Origin of the sequence: Streptomyces sp. SLBN-31, assembly GCF_006715395.1 — a bacterium.
Classification (GTDB): Bacteria; Actinomycetota; Actinomycetes; order Streptomycetales; family Streptomycetaceae; genus Streptomyces.
On sequence record NZ_VFNC01000003.1, the window covers coordinates 686,432 to 707,333 of the forward strand.

Below are 20,902 nucleotides of genomic sequence, written 5' to 3' on the forward strand. Positions count from 1 at the left end.
ACCAGCCCGAGGAGCGCCCCGACATGAGCCTGACCCTGAGGACGATCAGCCGCGAGCAGCATCTGGCGTACATCCAGAGCCTGCCGGCGGCGAGCCACATGCAGGTCCCGGCCTGGGCCGATGTCAAGGCCGAGTGGCGGTCCGAGAGCCTGGGCTGGTTCGACGAGCGGACCGGTGAGATGGTCGGCGCGGGTCTCGTCCTCTACCGCCAGCTGCCGAAGATCAAGCGCTACCTCGCCTACCTGCCCGAGGGCCCGGTCATCAACTGGTTCGCGCCGAATCTGACCGAGTGGCTGGAACCGATGCTCGCCCACCTCAAGCACCAGGGCGCGTTCTCGGTGAAGATGGGCCCGCCGGTGATCATCCGGCGCTGGGAGGCCACGTCCATCAAGGCCGGCATCCAGAACCCCGACGTGAAGCGACTGCGCGACATCGAGGCCGACTTCATCGAGCCGCGCGCCTTCGAGGTGGCCGACAAGCTGCGCCGCATGGGCTGGCAGCAGGGCGAGGACGGCGGCGCGGGCTTCGGTGACGTCCAGCCGCGCTACGTCTACCAGGTGCCGCTGGCGAACCGCTCCCTGGAAGAGGTCCACAAGAACTTCAACCAGCTGTGGCGCCGCAACATCAAGAAGGCCGAGAAGGCCGGCGTCGAGGTCGTCCAGGGCGGCTACCAGGACCTCGAGGAATGGCAGCGGCTGTACGAGATCACGGCCGTGCGCGACCACTTCCGGCCGCGCCCGCTGTCGTACTTCCAGCGCATGTGGACGGCCCTCAACACCGAGGACCCCAACCGCATGCGGCTGTACTTCGCCCGGCACAACGGCGTGAACCTGTCGGCGGCCACGATGCTGATCGTCGGCGGGCACGTCTGGTACTCCTACGGCGCCTCCGACAACATCGGCCGTGAGGTCCGGCCCTCCAACGCGATGCAGTGGCGGATGCTGCGCGACGCCTACGCGCTCGGCGCGACGGTGTACGACCTGCGCGGCATCTCCGACTCGCTGGACGAGACCGACCACCTCTTCGGCCTGATCCAGTTCAAGGTGGGCACGGGCGGCCAGGCCGCCGAGTACCTCGGCGAGTGGGACTTCCCGCTCAACAAGCTGCTCCACAAGGCGCTCGACATCTACATGTCACGCCGCTGAATCCCCGTGTCGCGCCGCTGAGGCCGCGTCCTTCGCTTCAATAGCTCTCATACCTCTGCTACACCGCAGCCACGAGAAAGGTTCCAGGTCCGGCCATGGCGCTCACGCTCTACGTCGACACCGCGCGCTGGCGGGCGCACCACAAGCAGGTGCAGGAGCAGTTCCCGGGCCTCGTCCCGGTCTGCAAGGGCAACGGCTACGGCTTCGGGCACGAGCGGCTGGCGGAGGAGGCCACGCGGCTCGGCTCGGACGTCCTCGCCGTCGGCACGACGTACGAGGCCGCGCGCATCAAGGACTTCTTCGGCGGGGACCTGCTGGTGCTGACGCCGTACCGGCGTGGCGAGGAGCCCGTGCCGCTGCCGGACCGGGTCATCCGCTCGGTGTCGTCCATCGACGGCGTGTACGGCCTCGTGGGCGCCCGGGTGGTCATCGAGGTGATGTCCTCGATGAAGCGTCACGGCATCAGCGCCCAGGACCTCCCGCAGTTGCACCAGGCCATAGAGAACGTGCGCCTCGAAGGCTTCGCCATCCACCTGCCGCTGGACCGCACGGACGGCTCGGACGCCGTCGAGGAGGTCATCGGCTGGATGGACCATCTGCGCGCGGCCCGGCTGCCGTTGCACACGATGTTCGTCAGCCACCTGAAGGCCGACGAACTGCACCGGCTGCAGCAGCAGTTCCCGCAGACCCGCTTCCGCGCCCGGATCGGCACCCGGCTGTGGCTGGGGGACCACGACGCCACCGAGTACCGCGGGGCGGTCCTGGACGTCACGCGCGTCGCCAAGGGCGACCGCTTCGGCTACCGCCAGCAGAAGGCGGCCTCCGACGGCTTCCTGGTGGTCGTGGCGGGCGGTACGTCGCACGGGGTGGGCCTGGAGGCCCCCAAGGCGCTGCACGGCGTCATGCCGCGTGCCAAGGGCGTCGCCAGGGCCGGCCTGGCCACGGTGAACCGGAACCTTTCTCCGTTCGTCTGGGCGGGCAAGCAGCGCTGGTTCGCCGAGCCGCCGCACATGCAGGTCTCCATCCTGTTCGTGCCCTCGGACGCGCCCGAGCCCAAGGTCGGGGAGGAGCTGGTGGCCCATCTGCGGCACACCACCACGCAGTTCGACCGGATCGTCGACCGCTGAGCGACAGTCCCACAGCAGCCGGAAGGCCGTACACGAGCACTTCGTGTACGGCCTTTCGCGTGGGACTTTTCGAGGTGTTCGCTCAGAGCGAACGGTCCGTCGGGGACGCCGTCCCGTGGCCGCCCCACTCGACCTGCTGCCCCTCGAAGTGGGCCGCGTGCCGCGGGGGATGGGCCGCGGCACCGACCACGAAGACGTCCTCGGCACCGTCCAGCACACCCCCTGAGGGGTCGTCGTCACCCGCCCTGCGCACGGGGTCCCGGTCCGGCATGAGGATGTCGCGTACGACGACGGCGCACAGGTAGAGCGTCCCCAGCAGGTGTACGCCGATCGCCCACTGGTAGCCGACCTCGGGCAGGCCCTTGTGGGCATCTCCGCTGGTCGTGTACGCGAGGTACATCCAGATCCCGAGGTAGTACACGACCTCGCACGCCTGCCAGATCAGGAAGTCCCGCCACTTGGGGCGGGCCAGGACGGCCAGCGGGACGAGCCACAGGACGTACTGCGGCGAGTAGACCTTGTTGGTGACGATGAACACCGCGACGATCAGGAACGCGAGCTGGGCGAAGCGCGGCCGACGGGGAGCCGTCATGGTGAGCACCGCGATGCCGACGCAGCCGAGCACCACCAGTGAGGTGGCGATGTTGTTGACCGTGTCGGTGGACAGCGGGTCGGTCGAGTGCTGGGCCAGGACCAGCCAGAAGGACCCGAAGTCCACGCCCCGGTCATGGCTGAACTTGTAGAACTGCCACCAGCCGTCCCAGGCGAAGTACATCACCGGCCCGTTCACCACGAGCCATGAGACGACCGCGCCGACGAGCGCTGTTCCGAAGTCCCGCCACTTGCCCGCCCGCCAGCACAGCAAGAACAGCGGGCCCAGCAGGAACGCGGGATACAGCTTGGCGGCCGTTGCAAGGCCCAGGAGGACGCCGAAGGCGAGGGAACGGCCCCGGGACCACATCAGCATCGCCGCGGCCGTCAGAGCGACCGCCAGCAGGTCCCAGTTGATGGTGGCGGTCAGCGCGAAGGCGGGCGCCAGGGCGACCAGCAGACCGTCCCAGGGCCGGCGGGCCTGCGTACGGGCCACGCAGACCGCGATGACCGCCGCGCACACCATCAGCATCCCGGCGTTGACCATCCAGTACCACTGCTCCTGGTCCTGGATGCTGCCGCTGCCGGGCGTGAGCCATGCGGCGACCTCCATGAACACCCCGGTCAGGACCGGGTATTCGAGGTACGGCATGTCGCCGGAGAGCTTGTCGAAGTACGGCACGAGCCCGTCGGCGAAGCCGCGCCCCTGATAGAGGTGCGGAATGTCCGAGTAGCAGGCCTTCGTGTACTGCGAACTGGCGCCGAAGAACCAGGCGCTGTTGTAGCAGGGCGCCTTCTGGATCATTCCGAGGGCGAACATGCCGATCGCGACCAGCGCGACGACCCGGACGGGGGTCCACCAGGACATTCCGAGCAGGGCCCGCCGGCCGAGGGGGCCACCGATCAGCTCACTGCCGGACCGGGCAACCGGGTCCTCCCTGGTCGGACGCACCGTGTCCGGCTCGTGCACGCTCGCTTGCGTCGATTCTGCGCTGGGCATGTCGCACATCCTGCCGTACATGTCTGGGAATACGCCGAGGGCCGCCTCACCCTCTCAGGTGCGGCGGCCCTTGTTTCACGTGAAACACATATGCGCGTTTCACGTGAAACACCCGTGCTGGGCGTTTTGGCGGCTAGCCGCTCGAGCCTCCGAAGAGGCCCCCGTTGCCGTTCCCTCTCGTGCTCCCGGTCCCGGACGTGTCCGTGGCCGTCGGTGTCGAGGTCACGCCTCCGTCGGTCCCGCCGGTGTCAGTGCCGCCGTTGGTGCTGCACTGCCAGCTGAACTTGCAGGACTCGCTCGGCGAGGGCGACGGGCTGGTCAGCGTCTCGCTGGGCGTCGGGCTCGGCGTCGGACTCGTCACCGTCTGGCTCGGCGTGACACTCGGCGTCGGGCTGGGCACGTCGTTGACGATCTTACCGATGGGCTCCGGCGTCGGGAAGTCCTTCGCCGGCTGACCCTTCAGCGCCTGCTCCATGTAGTCGTGCCAGATCTCGGCCGGGAACGAGGCACCGTGGATCTTCTCCTGGCCGCCCGTGCCGTACATCTCAAGGAACTCGCGCTGCTTGTTCTTCTCGTTGTCGTCCAGCCGGAACATGGTGATCGCCGTGGACAGCTGCGGGGTGTAGCCCACGAACCAGGCGGACTTGTTGCCGTCGGTGGTACCGGTCTTGCCGGCCACCTCACGCCCGGTCAGCCGGGCGCTGGTGCCCGTGCCCTTGTCGACCACGGTCTTCAGGACGTCCGTGACGTTGTCGGCGACCTGGGGCGTGAACGCCTGGTCGCTGACGACCTTGTGGTTGAAGACCTCGCCGTCCTTGCTCGTGACCTTCTGCACGGAGTACGGGTCGCGCTGTTCACCACTGGCGGCGAAGGTGGCGTACGCGCCTGCCATGCGGATCGCGCTGGGGTCGGAGATACCGATGGAGAACGAGGGGAAGTTGGTGCCGGCGAGGCTGCCCTTCAGGATGCCCGCGTCCATCGCGGACTCCTTGACCTTGTCCAGGCCGACGTCCATGCCCAGCTGAACGTAGGCGGAGTTCACCGAGAACTGCATCGCCTCGCGGAGGTCGATCCGGTAGTTCGGTGGGTTGCCCAGCGACTCGTCGCCGTCGTTGGTCTGCAGCCACTCCTTGCCCTTGTCGTCCTTCCAGAAGTCGCCGTTGTACTCCTTGATCTTGAGCTTGTTCTTGCCGCTGTAGAGGCTCTTGGGCGAGACCTGGGTGCGCTCGTCCTGGGGCTGCTCCGCCGGGCCGTCGGGGTTGCGCACGCCCCACTTCATGGCCGCGGCCAGCACGAACGGCTTGAAGGTCGATCCGACCTGCGCACCGGTCGAGTCGGCGTTGTCCGTGAAGTGCTTGGTCGCGTCCTCACCGCCGTAGATGGCCCGGATGGCTCCGGTCGCCGGATCCACCGAGGCACCGCCGAACTGGACGTGGGTGTCCGTCTTCGGACGCTGCTTGGGCTTGATGTTGGTCTTCTGGACGTTGGTGACCGCGGCCTTGAGCTGGTTGACCTTCTTCTTGTCGAAGGTCGTGTAGATCGAGTAGCCGCCCTGCTGCAGCTTGTCGGCGCTGATGATCTTGTTGTTGACCAGGTACGCCTTGGCTAGGTCGACGAGATAGCCGATCTGGCCGCTGAGCTGGGTGTTGGACCGCGGGTTCTTCACCGCGGGGAGCCTGGTGTACTTGGCCCGGTCCGTGGGGCTCAGGTAGTGGTACTCGACCATCTTGTTGAGGGTGTCCTGCATCTGCGCCAGCGCACGCCTGCTGTTGGCGTCCGGCGTGGCCGCCGGGTCGATGGAGGTCGCGCCCGCCGGGTCGTAGTACGTGGCGCCCTTGAGCATGGCCGCCAGGAAGGCGCACTCGCCCGGATTCAGGTCGACGGAGTCCTTGTTGAAGTAGGCGCGGGCGGCCGCCTGGATGCCGTAGGCGTTGCGTCCGTAGTACGCGGAGTTGAGGTAGCCGGCCATGATCTCCTCCTTGGAGACCGTGGCGCCCACCTTTATGGAGATGAAGATCTCCTTGAACTTACGCGTGATGGTCTGCGACTGGTCGTCCAGGCGGGCGTTCTTCACGTACTGCTGGGTGATGGTGGAGCCACCCTGGGTGTTGCCGCCCCGGGCCATGTTGAACACGGCGCGGGCGATGCCCTTGGGGTCGACACCGCTGTCGGTGTAGAAGGTCTTGTTCTCCTGGGAGACGACGGCGTGCTGCATCGCCTTCGGGATCTGGGAGATGTTGACGATCTGCCGGTTGGTCTCACCACCGGTGGCGACCATCTCGCTTTTGTCAGACCAGTAGAAGACGTTGTTCTGCGCGGTCGCGGTCTTGGCCGGGTCGGGAATGCTCACGAGCGCGTAGCCGACGCCGGCGACGGCCACCATGCTGCCGACGAAGCCGATGAACAGGCCGGCCACCAGCTTCCAGGACGGCATCCAGCGCGCCGCCCCGTACTTGCCCGCGCGCGGATAGTCGATGATCCGCTTCTTGCCGGGAGGAGCCGCGCGGCCCCTGCCCCGGCCCGGGCCCCCCGGCCCGCCGGGCGGCGCACCGCGTCGGCCTCCGCCGGCGGGCTCGGGCGCCCTGCGGCGACTTCCCGTACTTCTCTGTGCCGCACGCCGGGCCTCGGCGCGGCCGCTGTACGGCCGCTCCTCCTCAACCGGCTGCTGTCCCAGCCCGTAATCGGCCGGGGACCCGGTGGCGCCTCGCGGTGCCGCGCGGCGGCCGGAGGACGAGCCGGACTGGCCGCGTCGGGCCGCGGCACGTCCGCCTCCCTGCGGCTGCGGCGGTTTGCGACGGTGCTCGCTCATCGAACGACTACTCCTCGGGCAGGCGCACCCTTGCGCGCCTGGAAACGGCGGCTGGTTTCCGGTCCCCCCGAAGTACGGATGTGGTCGATCCCGCATTCATCCGTACCGACCCCGGGACGCCGACGCCCCCATGCGTCACTCGGCTCCCGGTGGTGTCCATGGCGCACAGACTACGCACCGTCAAAACCCGCCGAGCACACAAGTTCACCCCAAATCAGGCAACTTACCTCGGATGAATAAGTGATGTGATCCCGTTCACCGTCTCCCCACTTGTCGCATCCGGAAGGCCGTTCTATCGTCTTGATGTATCGAGTCGATACATCGGAGCGAGATAAAGCGAGGAGGCGAGCGGATGAGCCGGCGTTCCGGCATCCTCGAGTTCGCCGTCCTCGGCCTGCTCCGCGAGTCCCCGATGCACGGCTACGAGCTGCGCAAACGGCTCAACACCTCGCTGGGTGTGTTCCGTGCGTTCAGCTACGGAACGCTGTACCCCTGCCTCAAGACGCTGGTCGCCAACGGCTGGTTGATCGAGGAACCGGGGACCTCTTCGGAGGACGCCCTCGCCGCACCACTGGCGGGGCGTCGCGCCAAGATCGTCTATCGGTTGACGGCGGAAGGTAAGGAGCACTTCGAGGAGCTGCTCTCGCAGACCGGTCCGGACGCGTACGAGGACGAGCACTTCGCCGCCCGGTTCGCCTTCTTCGGACAGACGTCGCGCGACGTACGCGTGCGTGTGCTGGAAGGCCGCCGCAGCCGGCTGGAGGAGCGTCTGGAGAAGATGCGCACCTCCTTCGCACGCACCCGGGAACGACTCGACGACTACACGCTTGAGCTCCAGCGCCACGGGATGGAGTCCGTGGAGCGCGAAGTGCGCTGGCTGAACGAGCTCATCGAGAGCGAGCGGGCCGGACGGGACCTCCGCGGTTCCGGATCCGGGGGGCCCGCTCAGCAGGACACCACACATGGATCGACGGGCGGCCTGCCCCGTTCCGGGGACAACCCCGGCGCGGATACGCCCGACGACACCGCCACGTGAGCGCCCAGTCAGGGCCTCACTCGTACACACAGGGAGCAGCCGGAATGGGTTCGGTTCGCGTAGCCGTCGTCGGCGTGGGCAACTGCGCCGCGTCGCTGGTGCAGGGAGTCGAGTACTACAAGGACGCCGACCCGGCGTCGAAGGTTCCCGGCCTGATGCACGTGCAGTTCGGTGAGTACCACGTGCGCGACGTGGAGTTCGTCGCCGCGTTCGACGTCGACGCCAAGAAGGTCGGCCTCGACCTCGCGGACGCGATCGGCGCCTCCGAGAACAACACCATCAAGATCTGCGACGTGCCGAACACCGGCGTGACCGTCCAGCGCGGCCACACCCTCGACGGCCTGGGCAAGTACTACCGCCAGACCATCGAGGAGTCCGACGCCGAGCCGGTCGACGTCGTCCAGATCCTCAAGGACAAGCAGGTCGACGTGCTCGTCTGCTACCTCCCGGTCGGTTCCGAGGACGCGGCGAAGTTCTACGCCCAGTGCGCCATCGACGCCAAGGTCGCCTTCGTCAACGCCCTTCCGGTCTTCATCGCCGGCACCAAGGAGTGGGCCGACAAGTTCACCGAGGCGGGCGTCCCGATCGTCGGTGACGACATCAAGTCCCAGGTCGGCGCCACCATCACGCACCGCGTCATGGCGAAGCTGTTCGAGGACCGCGGTGTCGTCCTCGACCGCACCATGCAGCTGAACGTCGGCGGCAACATGGACTTCAAGAACATGCTCGAGCGCGAGCGCCTTGAGTCCAAGAAGATCTCCAAGACGCAGGCCGTCACCTCCCAGATCCCCGACCGGGACCTCGGCGAGAAGAACGTCCACATCGGCCCGTCCGACTACGTGGCCTGGCTGGACGACCGCAAGTGGGCCTACGTCCGCCTCGAGGGCCGCGCCTTCGGTGACGTCCCGCTGAACCTGGAGTACAAGCTCGAGGTCTGGGACTCCCCGAACTCGGCCGGCGTCATCATCGACGCGCTGCGCGCCGCGAAGATCGCCAAGGACCGCGGCATCGGCGGCCCGATCCTGTCGGCGTCCTCGTACTTCATGAAGTCCCCGCCGGTGCAGTACTTCGACGACGAGGCCCGCGAGAACGTCGAGAAGTTCATCAAGGGTGAGGTCGAGCGCTAACCACGCGCCCCCGCACTGAAAACGCTCCTGCCAGGGCTCCGAGGGTCCTCGGGTACTCCACCCGGGGACCCTCGCCTGTGTGAGGCTGTGCTCCATGGCCGTCGTCCGTGACCTGCGCGTCCTGCTCCGCTTCCGGTACTTCCGGCGCCTGCTCGCCGTACGACTGCTCTCCCAGGGCGCGGACGGCGTCTACCAGGTCGCGCTCGCCGCCTACGTCGTCTTCTCCCCGGAGAAGCAGACCTCGGCCGCCGCCATCGCCTCCGCCATGGCGGTCCTGCTCCTGCCGTACTCCCTCGTGGGTCCCTTCGCCGGCGTCCTCCTGGACCGCTGGCGCCGCCGCCAGGTCTTCCTCTACGGCAACCTGCTGCGGGCCCTGATGGCCTCCGCGACGGCCCTGCTGATCCTCGCTCACGCCCCGGACTGGCTCTTCTACGTCTCCGCCCTGTCCGTCACCGCCGTCAACCGCTTCGTCCTGGCGGGCCTGTCCGCCGCCCTCCCACGTGTCGTGGACGCCGAACGGCTCGTGCTGGCGAACTCCCTCTCCCCGACCGCCGGCACCCTCGCCGCGGCCGCCGGTGGCGGACTCGCCTTCGTCGTACGGCTGGTGGTGGCCGACTCCGACGCCGCCGTGGTGCTGCTGGGCGCGCTTGTGTACCTGTGCGGGGCACTCGCGGCCCTGCGCCTCAGGCGCGAACAGCTGGGACCCGACGCGGACTTGATCCAGCCCCGCCTGGCCGCGGCGCTCACCGGCACCGCACGCGACCTGGCCGGGGCGATACGCCACCTCGCCGCCCCGCCCCGCCGGGAGGCGGCCTGGGCTCTCGTCGCGATGACCCTGATGCGGTTCTGCTACGGGGCCCTGCTGGTGATGCTGCTGATGCTGTGCCGGTACGCCTTCTCCTCGACCACCGAGGAGGGGCTGCGTCTGCTGGGGCTGGCGCTGGGGACGTCCGCCGCCGGTTTCTTCGCGGCGGCCGTGCTGACGCCCTGGTCGGCGGGGCGGCTCGGCCCGGGCCGCTGGATCGTCGTCTGCGCCGCCGCCGCGGCGTTCCTGGAGCCCGCTCTCGGCCTGCCGTTCGCCATCGGGCCGATGCTGGTCGCGACGTTCGTCCTCGGACTGACCACGCAGGGAGCGAAGATCGCGACCGACACCGTGGTGCAGTCCTCGGTCGACGACGGCTTCCGCGGCCGGGTCTTCTCCGTCTACGACGTCCTGTTCAACGTCGCCTTCGTGGGCGCCGCCGCGGTGGCCGCCCTGATGCTGCCGCCGGACGGCCGCTCGGCAATGCTGGTGGTCACGGTCGCCGTCATCTACGGGGCGGTTGCGGTCGCTATGGCCCGCTTTGGCCTTCGGTAAGGGTCACATCAAGGCCACAGAGTCCCTCCCGGTGACAGGAGTGTCAGTGGTGGCCGGTAACTTACCTGCGTCTTACGCCGCTCTTATACAGAGCATTCACCAACTCTCCAGGGGGAACCCACCGTGTCCACTCCGCCCCAGGGTCAGAACCCGTTCGCACAGGGACAGCAGCCGCAGGACCAGGCTCCGTACCCGCCCCAGGGCGGCTACCCGCAGCAGCCGGGTCAGCCCGGGTTCCCCCAGCAGGCCACCGCGCCGTACGCGCCGGTCCCCCCGCAGCGCAGCCGCAAGCTCAGTTTCAAGGCGATCCGCATCATCCTGGTCATCGTCGTCGCCCTGGGCTTCGGCGCCTACAAGTTCCTATCCGGCCAGGACGACGCCGACACGGCCAAGGTCGGCGACTGCATGCACCGCGGCAGCACCAATGACAGCAACCCGGACCTTGAGGTCGTGAAGTGCAGCGACGCGAAGGCGCAGTACGTGGTGCTGGCCAAGATCAGCGGCGACTTCTCCCAGACCGAGGCGGAGACGAAGTGCACCGCCGCGGCGAAGGACTTCGAGTACTCGTACACCCAGAGCGGTGACGGCAGCGACTTCCTGCTCTGCCTGAAGGACTACAAGAAGTAGGCCGGACAGACCGAGGGGCGGTGTTTCACGTGAAACACCGCCCCTCGGTCTGTCCCCGGGGTCATGTTTCACGTGAAACATGACCCCGTTTTCGTGCCCTCAGCTCTGCTCGGCCCACCACTCCTTGAGTGCCCGCGTCGCGGCTTCCTCGTCCATGGGGCCGTTCTCCAGACGCAGTTCCAGCATGTGCTTGTACGCCTGGCCGATGACGGGACCGGGGCCGACTCCGAGGATCTGCATGATCTGGTTGCCGTCGAGGTCCGGGCGGATGGCGTCCAGTTCCTCCTGCTCCTGGAGCTGAGCGATGCGCTCCTCCAGGCCGTCGTAGGCGCGCGAGAGCGCCGCCGCCTTCCGCTTGTTGCGAGTCGTACAGTCGGAGCGGGTGAGCTTGTGGAGGCGGTCGAGAAGCGGGCCGGCGTCACGGACGTAGCGGCGGACGGCGGAGTCCGTCCACTCGCCGGTGCCGTATCCGTGGAAGCGCAGGTGGAGTTCGACCAGACGGGAGACGTCCTTCACCAGTTCGTTGGAGTACTTGAGCGCGGTCATCCGCTTCTTCGTCATCTTCGCCCCGACCACCTCGTGGTGGTGGAACGAGACCCGTCCGTCCTTCTCGAACCGGCGCGTGCGGGGCTTGCCGATGTCGTGCAGGAGGGCGGCCAGGCGCAGGGTGAGGTCGGGTCCGTCCTTCTCCAGGGCGATCGCCTGCTCCAGGACGATGAGGGTGTGCTCGTAGACGTCCTTGTGGCGGTGGTGCTCGTCGCTCTCCAGGCGCAGGGCCGGCAGCTCGGGCAGCACGTGGTCCGCGAGACCGGTGTCGACGAGCAGCGTCAGACCCTTGCGCGGGTTCGCGGAGAGGATCAGCTTGTTCAGCTCCTCCCGCACTCGCTCGGCCGAGACGATCTCGATACGCGCGGCCATCTCCTTCATGGCCGTCACGACCTCGGGAGCCACGTTGAAGTCGAGCTGCGCGGCGAACCGGGCGGCCCTCATCATCCGCAGCGGGTCGTCGGAGAAGGACGATTCGGGAGTGCCCGGAGTGCGCAGCACACGCCTCGTCAGATCGGCACGCCCGTCGTGCGGGTCGATGAACTTCTTCTCCGGGAGCGCGAGAGCCATCGCGTTCACCGTGAAGTCACGCCGGACGAGGTCCTCCTCGATGGAGTCGCCGTACGACACCTCGGGCTTGCGCGACGTCCGGTCGTAGGCCTCCGACCGGTAGGTCGTCACCTCGATCTGGTAGCCGTCCTTCTGCGCGCCGACGGTCCCGAAGGCGATACCGACCTCCCAGACGGCGTCCGCCCAGGGCCGGACGATCTTCAGGACGTCCTCGGGCCGTGCGTCGGTCGTGAAGTCGAGGTCGTTGCCGAGCCGGCCGAGCAACGCGTCCCGGACCGAGCCGCCGACCAGGGCGAGCGAGAACCCGGCCTCCTGGAAGCGACGGGCGAGGTCGTCGGCGACAGGGGCCACCGACAGCTGCTCACTCGGCATGCGGGGCGGCACCTCACTCTGGGCACGGGGGTTGTCTTCGTTGGCGTTCGGCACAACAGAAGAGAGTACGTGTCCCGGGGGACCCGGGGCGCCTCCATTGAATGCGCACAACTCAGCCGGGGACGTCTGCTTCGATAACCACCCAAGACCGATGCTGGTGACCTACGACACCGTCCCCTTGCATTCCTGCATATATAGGACGGCCAGGCGTCGCCGACCGATCTTGCGGAGCAGACCGCGGCACTTCCCCTCAGCGCGCATCGTTACCATGCGTGGACGCACATTGCGACGACCACTGACGAGGACGAGGGACGGGCGAGCGCGTGGCCGAAGCGGCAGACTTCCAGGGGACCACTCCCTCACCTGCCCGCCGGTGGCTGCGGCGCTCCGGAGCACTGCTCGCCGGAGCGCCCCTACTGGCCGGTCTGCTGCAGCTGCCCGCGGGCGCCGCCACGCAGGCCTCTGTGCAGGACGCCTCCGGCGCCGGCTCGGTGTCCGTGGCCCTGGACTCGCTCAGTCCCTCCGCCCCCGCGGAGGGCGACACGCTCACCGTGTCCGGCACGGTGACCAACAACGGCAAGCAGACCGTCACCGGCGCCCACGTGGGGCTGCGCGTGGGCCCCGAGGTCAGCACCCGCTCGGGCATCGACGACATCGCCCGCAGCAGCGACAGCGTCCAGGGCGCGAGCGGCGCGGAGGTCGGCGGCAAGTACGCCGAGAAGTTCGCCAAGCTCACTCCGGGGGTCGCCGAGCACTTCAGCATCTCGGTGCCGGTCGACAAGCTCGACCTCGGCGGCGACGGCATCTACCAGTTCGCCGTCGCGCTGTCCGGGCAGACCGCCGCCCAGCCCTGGCTCCAGACCCTCGGCGTCCAGCGCACCTTCCTTCCCTGGAAGGCCGAGGGGGCGGACACGAAGACGAAGACGACCTTCCTGTGGCCGCTCGTCTCCACCGTCCACCTGACCGCCGAGACGGGGCCGAACGACCAGCAGACGCCGGTCTTCCTCAACGAGGACCTCGCCAAGGAGATCTCCCCCGGAGGCCGCCTGGACCAGCTGCTGACCCTCGGGGAGGGCCTCGACGTCACCTGGGTGCTCGACCCCGACCTGATCGCCTCCGTCGACGCGATGACCGGCACCTACAAGGTCAAGAACCCGGACGGCTCCACCACGCTCGGAACCCACCAGGCGGTCGCCAAGCAGTGGCTCGACGAACTGCAGAAGGCGGTGGCCGACCAGGAGGTCGTCGCCCTGCCCTTCGCCGACCCCGACCTCGCGTCCCTGGCCCATAACGGCACCGGCGTCACCGGCTCCCTGAACCACCTGAACGAGGCCACCGACGTGGCGGCCACCACGGTGCGGACGGTGCTGCACGTGACGCCCGCCACCGACTTCGCCTGGCCCGTGGACGGCGCCGTCGACCCGTCGATCGTCAAGGTCGCCACCTCCGCCGGCGCCGACAAGGTGATCGTCCGCAGCGACAGCCTCCAGGAGACCGGCGGCCTGACCTACACGCCCTCCGCGGCCCGCCCGATCGGCGGCGGCACCACGGCGGTCGTCGCGGACGCCCGGATGTCGACGGACTTCCAGGGCGATCTGACGAAGGCTTCCTCCTCCACGCTCGCCGTACAGCGGTTCCTGGCCCAGAGCCTGGCGCTGAACGCCCAGTCGGACAAGCAGCGCAGCATCGTCGTGGCACCGCAGCGCATGCCCACCGGCTCCCAGGCGCAGGCGATGGCGGACGCGCTGTCGGCCCTGCAGAGCGGCAACTGGTCGCAGACCCAGAAGCTCTCCGCGGCCGCCAAGGCCAAGCCGGACCCGGGCGCCACCACCAGGCTGCCGTCGGCCTCCGCCTACCCCTCCTCGCTGCGCAGGCAGGAGCTGCCACGCTCCGCCTTCGAGCAGATCGCGCGGACGCAGGACACCCTCGACAACTTCAAGCTGATCCTCACCAACGACTCGCGCGTGGTGACCCCCTTCGGGCTCGCCATGAACCGCGACATGTCCACCTCATGGCGCGGTCGCGCGAGCGCGGCGGAGAGCTTCCGCAGCAGTGTGGAGAACCACCTCGGCGTCCTGACCGGCCAGGTCAAACTGATCGAAAAGTCCGACACCAAGCTGTCCGGACGCAGCGCCACGATCCCGGTCACCGTCCAGAACAACCTGGTCCAAGGCGTCCAGCACCTGGTGCTGCGCCTCACCTCGACCAGCCCCAACCGGCTCAAGATCGGCGACTACGCCTACGACGAGCAGCGCATCACGGTCTCCGGCGGCCACAGCCAGACGGTGAAGTTCACCACGACGGCCAAGGCCAACGGCCAGGCGACGGTCGTCGCCCAGCTGTACACGCAGGACGGTCGGAAGTACGGCGACCCCGTCAGCTTCGACGTCAAGGTCACCGAGTTCACCGCCACCGTCATGCTGGTCATCGGCGGCGGCTTCCTCCTGCTGGTCCTGGCCGGCTTCCGCATGTACACGCAGCGCAAGCGGGCCGCGCGCCGGGCCGAGGAGAACGGCCCCGCCGACGAGACGGACGGGACGGACGAGGGCGACGAGGAGCCGGAGAACCCGGAGAGCCCCGCGGCACGTCTCAAGGAGGAGTCGGGCACCGATGCCCGGGCAGGCGACCCGCAGCAGCCGAGTGACCCGACACCGGACACCGCAGCGGAAAGCGCCGACCCCTCGGCCACGGGTGAGAGAGTGGACCGTTGAGCGATGTCGTGGCCGGTGGGCCCGGGACGATGAGGTGGGGTAACCATGAACGCGCCGTACGACGGTGACCGCGGCCAGGCCGCGGGCAGCTCGGGGCACCCCGAGGGCCCGCCGCCCGAGCCCGGCCAGGTGCCGCCGCAGCCGCCCGCCGACATGTACCTGCAGGACGCCTACGACCAGGACCCCTACCGGGAGCAGGACCTCGCCGCCCAGGACCCGGTCGCCGAGGCGCTCTACGACCGCGCCGCGCACCCCCCGCCGCCGTCCGGCGCGTACGAGCCGCAGCAGCCCCCGTACGGCCGGCCGCCGCAGTCGGCGTACGCCCCCGACCCGCACGTGTGGGCCCAGACGCCCGCGCCGGAGCCGGACGGCCCGACCCAGTACCTGCCCTACGGCGACAACCGGCGCACGGCCCAGTACGTGGGCGTCGACGATCTGGTGACCCAGGCCGGCGAGGAGCGCCACGAGCCGGACGCGTTCGCGCACCTCTTCCGGGACCAGCAACAGGCCAGCGGACGTCCGACGGATCCCCCGTCGGTGCCGGGCCCCGCGGCCGCCCCCGGTGGGTCCGCCCCGGCGGCGCAGTACCCGCAGCCGACGGCTCCCGTGCCCGCGGCCGACCAGACCATGAACCTCACTGCCACACCCGGGGCCGACCAGACGCTGAACCTGGGCGCCGCACCCGTCGTGGCCCCCGCGGCCCCTGCCCCCGCCGCGAAGAAGGGCGGGAAGGCCGGCGGTCTGCTCAAGTCGAGCGCCGTGATGGCGGCGGGCACGATGGTCTCCCGCCTCACCGGCTTCGTCCGCTCGGCGCTGATCGTCTCCGCGCTGGGCACGGCACTTCTCGGTGACACCTTCCAGGTCGCCTACCAGCTGCCGACCATGATCTACATCCTCACCGTCGGCGGCGGTCTCAACTCCGTCTTCGTGCCTCAGCTCGTGCGGGCCATGAAGGAGGACGACGACGGTGGCGAGGCCTTCGCCAACCGGCTGCTCACCCTGGTGATCGTCGCGCTGGCGGCGCTCACCGCGGTCGCGGTGTTCGCGGCGCCGGTGCTGGTGCGGGTGCTGTCGGTGAAGGTCGCGGGCGACCCGGCCGCCAACGAGGTCGCCGTCACGTTCACCCGCTACTTCCTGCCCTCCATCTTCTTCATGGGCATCCATGTGGTGATGGGCCAGATCCTCAACGCCCGCGGCAAGTTCGGCGCCATGATGTGGACCCCGGTCCTCAACAACATCGTCATCATCGTGACGCTGGGCATGTTCCTCTGGGTCTACGGCACGTCGGCGAACTCGCACATCACGGTCACGAGCATCCCGGCGGAGGGCCAGCGGCTCCTCGGCATCGGCGTTCTGCTCGGACTGGTCGTCCAGGCCCTGGCGATGATCCCGTACCTGCGCGAGACCGGGTTCCGGCTGCGCCTGCGCTTCGACTGGAAGGGCCACGGTCTCGGCAAGGCCGCGATGCTCGCCAAGTGGACGGTGCTGTTCGTCCTCGCGAACCAGGCGGGCGCCCTCGTCGTCACGCAGCTGGCTACGGCGGCCGTCAAGGACACGAACATCGCCGGCACCGGCTTCAGCGCCTACGCCAACGCCCAGCTGATCTGGGGCCTGCCGCAGGCGATCATCACCGTCTCCCTGATGGCGGCCCTGCTGCCGCGCATCTCGCGTTCGGCGGCCGAGGGCGACAGCGGAGCGGTCCGCGACGACATCTCCCAGGGCCTGCGCACCACGGCCGTGGCCATCGTGCCGATCGCCTTCGGCTTCCTCGCCCTCGGCATCCCGATGTGCACGCTCATCTTCGGCACCTCGGGCACCGGCGCCGCCACCAACATGGGCTACATGCTGATGGCCTTCGGCCTCGGCCTGATCCCGTACTCGGTGCAGTACGTCGTCCTGCGCGCCTTCTACGCCTACGAGGACACCCGGACGCCCTTCTACAACACGGTGATCGTGGCCGCGGTCAACGCGGGTGCCTCGGCGCTGTGTTACTTCGTGCTGCCGCCCCGCTGGGCCGTGGCGGGCATGGCAGCCGCCTACGGCCTCGCCTACGCGATCGGCGTCGGCGTGGCCTGGAACCGCCTGCGCAAGCGCCTGGGCGGCGACCTGGACGGCGCTCGCGTGCTGCGGACGTACGCCAGGCTCTGCATCGCCTCGGTGCCGGCCGCCGCCCTCGCCGGCGCTGCCTGCTACGGGATCGGCCACACGCTCGGCCAGGGCGTCGTCGGATCCTTCGCGGCGATGCTGGTCGGCGGGGCGGTACTGCTCGGAGTCTTCTTCGTCGCCGCCCGCAAGATGCGGATCGAGGAACTGAACTCACTGGTCGGCATGGTCCGCGGGCGTCTGGGGCGCTGACGCGGGGGTACGCGCACAACCATCGTCCGCCACCGCGTGTCGTGCATAGCGGCGGACTGTGGGCACAATTGGTTTCGGCGTCGGACGGCGCGCACGGAAGTCGGTCGGCGCGCGATGGATGGGGAGGCAGGGACGACGGTGGCGGAACGGAGCACGGCTGCCGTCGACGTGGCAGACAACAGCGGCGATGAGCCGCTGACCGCGGAGGCGGACCAGTCCACGGCCGACGGGGTGGCCCAGAACCGGGAGCGGGACACGGACATCGACGAGGCACAGGGGAGTGGCGGGACCGAAGGTTCCGGGAAAGCCTCAACGCCCGAGCTGCACAGCGGGCACAAGCTCGCCAGACGGTACCGGCTCGAGGAGTGCGTCACCCGTCTGGACGGATTCAGCAGTTGGCGGGCCGTCGACGAGAAACTGCGTCGCGCCGTCGGCGTTCACATCCTGCCCGCGGACCACGCGCGGGCCCGTTCCGTCCTCGCCGCCGCCCGTTCCGCGGCACTCCTCGGCGACCCGCGCTTCGTCCAGGTCCTCGACGCCGTCGAGGAGAACGACCTCGTCTACGTCGTCCACGAGTGGCTGCCCGACGCCACCGAGATGACCACGCTCCTGGCCTCCGGACCGCTGGAGCCGTACGACGCCTACCAGATGGTCAGCCAGATCTCCGCCGCCATGGCCGCGGCGCACCGTGAGGGCCTGGCCCATCTGCGCCTGAACCCCAACGCCGTGCTGCGGACGTCGAGCGGCCAGTGGCGCATCCGCGGCCTCGCGGTCAACGCCGCCCTGCGCGGCATCAGTTCCGAGACCCCGCAGCGCACCGACACCGAGGCCATCGGCGCCCTGCTGTACGCGGCGCTCACCCAGCGCTGGCCGTACGAGAGCGACGCCTACGGTCTGTCCGGGCTGCCCAAGGACGTCGGCCTGATCGCGCCCGACCAGGTGCGGGCCGGTGTCCACCGCGGCCTGTCCGAGCTGTCGATGCGCGCCCTCGTCAACGACGGGGCGACCGCCTCCCGACACGAGTCCGCGTGCACGACGCCGGAGGAACTGGTGAAGGCGATCGGCGAGATGCCCCGCATCCGCCCGCCGGAGCCGACGTTCACCGCACCGCCGGAGTACCAGCGCACGACGTACCAGCAGGGCACCTACGGCCGGCCGGCGCCCCACCCCGGCGCCACCCAGCCGGTCCCGGCTCCCCCGGCGCCCCTGCAGAGCCGCACCGGCAAGGCACTGAAGTGGGCCGTCTCGGCCCTCCTCATCGCCGCGCTGGGTCTTGGCAGTTGGCAGCTCGCCGAAGTCCTCATGGACAACGGCAGCAAGAACGACGACACCAACAAGACGCAGACGACGGACGGGAACGACAAGAACAGCGGCAAGACCAAGCCGGCCAAGCCCCTCAAGATCCAGAGCGCTCAGGAGTACGTCGCCAAGGGCGACGCCCAGCACCCGGGTGACGTCGGGAAGACGTACGACAGCGACAGCTCCACGTACTGGCGCACCGCCAGCTACAAGGACGGCCCGGACATGAACCCGGTCTTCAAGCCGGGCGTCGGCATCGTCTACGACCTCGGCTCGGAGCAGGAGGTCTCGGGCGCGTCGATAGGGCTTCTGTTCGGCGGCGACCACACGACGGTCACGCTGTATGCCACCGATTCGATGAGCTCGTCGGTTCCGCTCACCCAGATGAAGAAACTGGGGTCGGTGAAGACCACGGCCACCACCGCCAAGGTGAAGGTCGCCAAGCCGGTGAAGAGCCGGTACGTGCTGGTGTGGTTCACCGCCCTGCCGTACGCCCAGGGCGACACCTACAGCAACGCGGGTTACAAGCAGGCCGTGACAGACCTCAAGTTCACCGGCTGAGCAGTCCAGGGGGAGGGGGTCCGATGGCAGATGACACCGCATACGGCGACGCGAGCGATCAGGATCTCCTGGCCCGCCATGTGAAAGGCGACCCGGACGCCTTCGGTGAACTCGTGCGGCGGCACCGTGATCGCCTCTGGGCGGTCGCCCTGCGCACGCTGGGCGACCGCGAGGAGGCCGCTGACGCCGTCCAGGACGCCCTCGTCTCCGCCTACCGGGCCGCCCACACCTTCCGCGGCCAGTCGGCCGTCACGACCTGGCTGCACCGGATCACGGTGAACGCCTGCCTCGACCGCGCCCGGAAGGTCGCCTCCCGCAAGACCTCCCCCGTCGACGACACCGAGCGGCTGGAGCAGCTGCTGGAGCCGCACGAGGAGGCCTCGGCCCCGGCCGAACGCAACGATCTGCACCGTCAACTGCTGGAAGCCCTCGGCACCCTGCCGCCCGACCAGCGTGCCGCCCTCGTCCTCGTGGACATGCAGGGATACCCGGTCGCCGAGGCCGCCCGCGTGCTCGACGTCCCCACCGGCACGGTGAAGAGCCGCTGCGCACGCGGCCGAGCCAGACTCCTGCCGCTCCTCACCCATCTGCGGCCGGAACGCGCCGGTGGCGGAAAGGAACCGGGCGAGGAGCGGAACCGGACCCAGGGGACATCCGTCCCACCGGCAGCGGGACAGCCGACTGCCGGCCCCCGTGATACCGGGCCGAGCGATCCAGCTGCTGTGAAGGGCGGAGGTGGGCGAGCGTGACATCCACGACGGACATGGCCGGGCACCCGGACGTCACCGAGATCTCCGACCTCACCGAGGGCCTGCTCCCGCCGTCCCGGACCGCCGACATCCGACGCCATCTGGACGAGTGCGAGCTCTGCGCGGACGTATACGTGTCGCTGGAGGAGATCCGGGGGCTGCTCGGCAGCCTGCCCGGTCCGACCCACATGCCCGCCGACGTCGCCGGGCGCATCGACGCCGCACTCGCCGCCGAGGCGCTGCTGAACGCCACGGCGCCCGAGGCGGAGGACTTCACGTCGCCCGCCACCGCATCCCGGCCGGATGCCGACGCCGACGACAGCGCTCATGTTTCACGTGAAACATCGGTGGCTGCCGACCGCCCGTCCGGCCACGCGCGCTCGTCGTCGACCGGGCCGGGCCGCAAGGACCGCAAACGCGGCGGGCGCCGCAGGATCGCCGTCCTCGGCGGCGTTTTCGCCGTCGCCGCTCTCGGACTCGGTTCGGTCCTGGTCGCCACCTTCGACGACGGCAAACCCAGCGGGGAAAAGGGTCGGCAGACCACCGCAGCCGACACCTTCTCCGACAAGAAGCTGGGGCAGCAGGTCTCGGACCTTCTGTCCAAGGGGCACTCCGGGCGGGGTTCCGTCGCCCCGCACAACAGCGTCGGCATCCAGGGCGGTCCCAGCATCATGTCGCCGAAGCTGGACCGGGCGCTCACGGTGCCCTCCTGCGTCCTGAAGGGGATCGGACGCAACGACGCCGCGCTGGCCACCGAGGAGGGCGTCTACAAGGGGGCCGACGTCCTGCTGGTGGTGCTCTCCGACCCGTCCGACAGCAACAGGGTGAACGCGTACCTCGTGGAGACGTCCTGCGTGACCCATCCGTCGTCGGCCAAGGCCAAGGTTGTGCTGACGCACTCCTACGCCAAGCCGTAGAGG

Annotated in this window: 14 protein-coding genes; 11 read left to right on the forward strand and 3 right to left on the reverse strand. The window is 69.2% G+C overall.

Annotation, left to right across the window (positions count from 1 at the left end; genetic code table 11):
- Positions 1 to 23: 23 nt before the first annotated feature.
- Positions 24 to 1,145, forward strand: coding sequence for a peptidoglycan bridge formation glycyltransferase FemX (gene femX, locus FBY22_RS40760; RefSeq protein WP_142153553.1), 1,122 nt, complete (start codon positions 24 to 26; stop codon positions 1,143 to 1,145).
- A gap of 95 nt (positions 1,146 to 1,240) precedes the next feature.
- Positions 1,241 to 2,272: an alanine racemase gene (locus FBY22_RS40765; RefSeq protein WP_142153555.1), complete on the forward strand. Its 1,032-nt coding sequence runs from the start codon at positions 1,241 to 1,243 to the stop codon at positions 2,270 to 2,272.
- A gap of 82 nt (positions 2,273 to 2,354) precedes the next feature.
- Here FBY22_RS40765 and FBY22_RS40770 read toward each other — a convergent pair whose 3' ends face one another.
- Together FBY22_RS40770 and FBY22_RS40775 are read right to left on the reverse strand one after the other, a co-directional pair.
- Entirely contained in the window at positions 2,355 to 3,863 is a 1,509-nt protein-coding gene (locus FBY22_RS40770; RefSeq protein ID WP_142153557.1) for a glycosyltransferase family 87 protein, read from the reverse strand.
- Between the two features lie 133 nt (positions 3,864 to 3,996).
- A complete protein-coding gene (locus FBY22_RS40775; protein WP_142153559.1) occupies positions 3,997 to 6,672 on the reverse strand; it encodes a transglycosylase domain-containing protein in 2,676 nt (891 codons plus the stop codon).
- A gap of 352 nt (positions 6,673 to 7,024) precedes the next feature.
- On the opposite strand from FBY22_RS40775, the gene FBY22_RS40780 reads away from it, so the two are divergent.
- The 4 genes from FBY22_RS40780 to FBY22_RS40795 all read left to right on the forward strand — a co-directional run bounded on the left by FBY22_RS40780 (position 7,025) and on the right by FBY22_RS40795 (position 10,819).
- Complete coding sequence (locus FBY22_RS40780; RefSeq protein WP_142153561.1) at positions 7,025 to 7,708, forward strand: PadR family transcriptional regulator; 684 nt, start codon at positions 7,025 to 7,027, stop codon at positions 7,706 to 7,708.
- A gap of 44 nt (positions 7,709 to 7,752) precedes the next feature.
- Positions 7,753 to 8,835 (forward strand): inositol-3-phosphate synthase, encoded by a 1,083-nt coding sequence (locus FBY22_RS40785; RefSeq protein ID WP_142153563.1) that lies wholly within the window; start codon positions 7,753 to 7,755, stop codon positions 8,833 to 8,835.
- A 94-nt stretch (positions 8,836 to 8,929) separates the two neighbouring features.
- Positions 8,930 to 10,192, forward strand: a complete 1,263-nt coding sequence (locus FBY22_RS40790; protein WP_142153565.1) for an MFS transporter — start codon at positions 8,930 to 8,932, stop codon at positions 10,190 to 10,192.
- Positions 10,193 to 10,315: 123 nt separating this feature from the next.
- Positions 10,316 to 10,819, forward strand: a complete 504-nt coding sequence (locus FBY22_RS40795; RefSeq protein WP_142153567.1) for a hypothetical protein — start codon at positions 10,316 to 10,318, stop codon at positions 10,817 to 10,819.
- 99 nt (positions 10,820 to 10,918) lie between these two features.
- Here the strand turns inward: FBY22_RS40795 and FBY22_RS40800 are convergent, their stop codons facing one another.
- Positions 10,919 to 12,361, reverse strand: coding sequence for a CCA tRNA nucleotidyltransferase (locus FBY22_RS40800; RefSeq protein WP_142153569.1), 1,443 nt, complete (start codon positions 12,359 to 12,361; stop codon positions 10,919 to 10,921).
- A gap of 269 nt (positions 12,362 to 12,630) precedes the next feature.
- Here FBY22_RS40800 and FBY22_RS40805 point away from each other — a divergent pair, with 269 nt between their 5' ends.
- From FBY22_RS40805 to FBY22_RS40825, 5 genes are all read left to right on the forward strand, one after another.
- Positions 12,631 to 15,018, forward strand: coding sequence for a DUF6049 family protein (locus FBY22_RS40805; RefSeq protein WP_142153571.1), 2,388 nt, complete (start codon positions 12,631 to 12,633; stop codon positions 15,016 to 15,018).
- 45 nt (positions 15,019 to 15,063) lie between these two features.
- Positions 15,064 to 17,373, forward strand: a complete 2,310-nt coding sequence (gene murJ, locus FBY22_RS40810) for a murein biosynthesis integral membrane protein MurJ (RefSeq protein ID WP_142153573.1) — start codon at positions 15,064 to 15,066, stop codon at positions 17,371 to 17,373.
- 138 nt (positions 17,374 to 17,511) lie between these two features.
- Positions 17,512 to 19,233 (forward strand): protein kinase family protein, encoded by a 1,722-nt coding sequence (locus FBY22_RS40815; RefSeq protein WP_142153575.1) that lies wholly within the window; start codon positions 17,512 to 17,514, stop codon positions 19,231 to 19,233.
- Between the two features lie 23 nt (positions 19,234 to 19,256).
- Positions 19,257 to 19,982 (forward strand): RNA polymerase sigma factor SigM, encoded by a 726-nt coding sequence (gene sigM / locus FBY22_RS40820; RefSeq protein WP_142153577.1) that lies wholly within the window; start codon positions 19,257 to 19,259, stop codon positions 19,980 to 19,982.
- Complete coding sequence (locus FBY22_RS40825) at positions 19,979 to 20,899, forward strand: anti-sigma factor (protein WP_142153579.1); 921 nt, start codon at positions 19,979 to 19,981, stop codon at positions 20,897 to 20,899. The genes sigM and FBY22_RS40825 overlap by 4 nt, the downstream gene beginning before the upstream one ends.
- Positions 20,900 to 20,902: the final 3 nt, after the last annotated feature.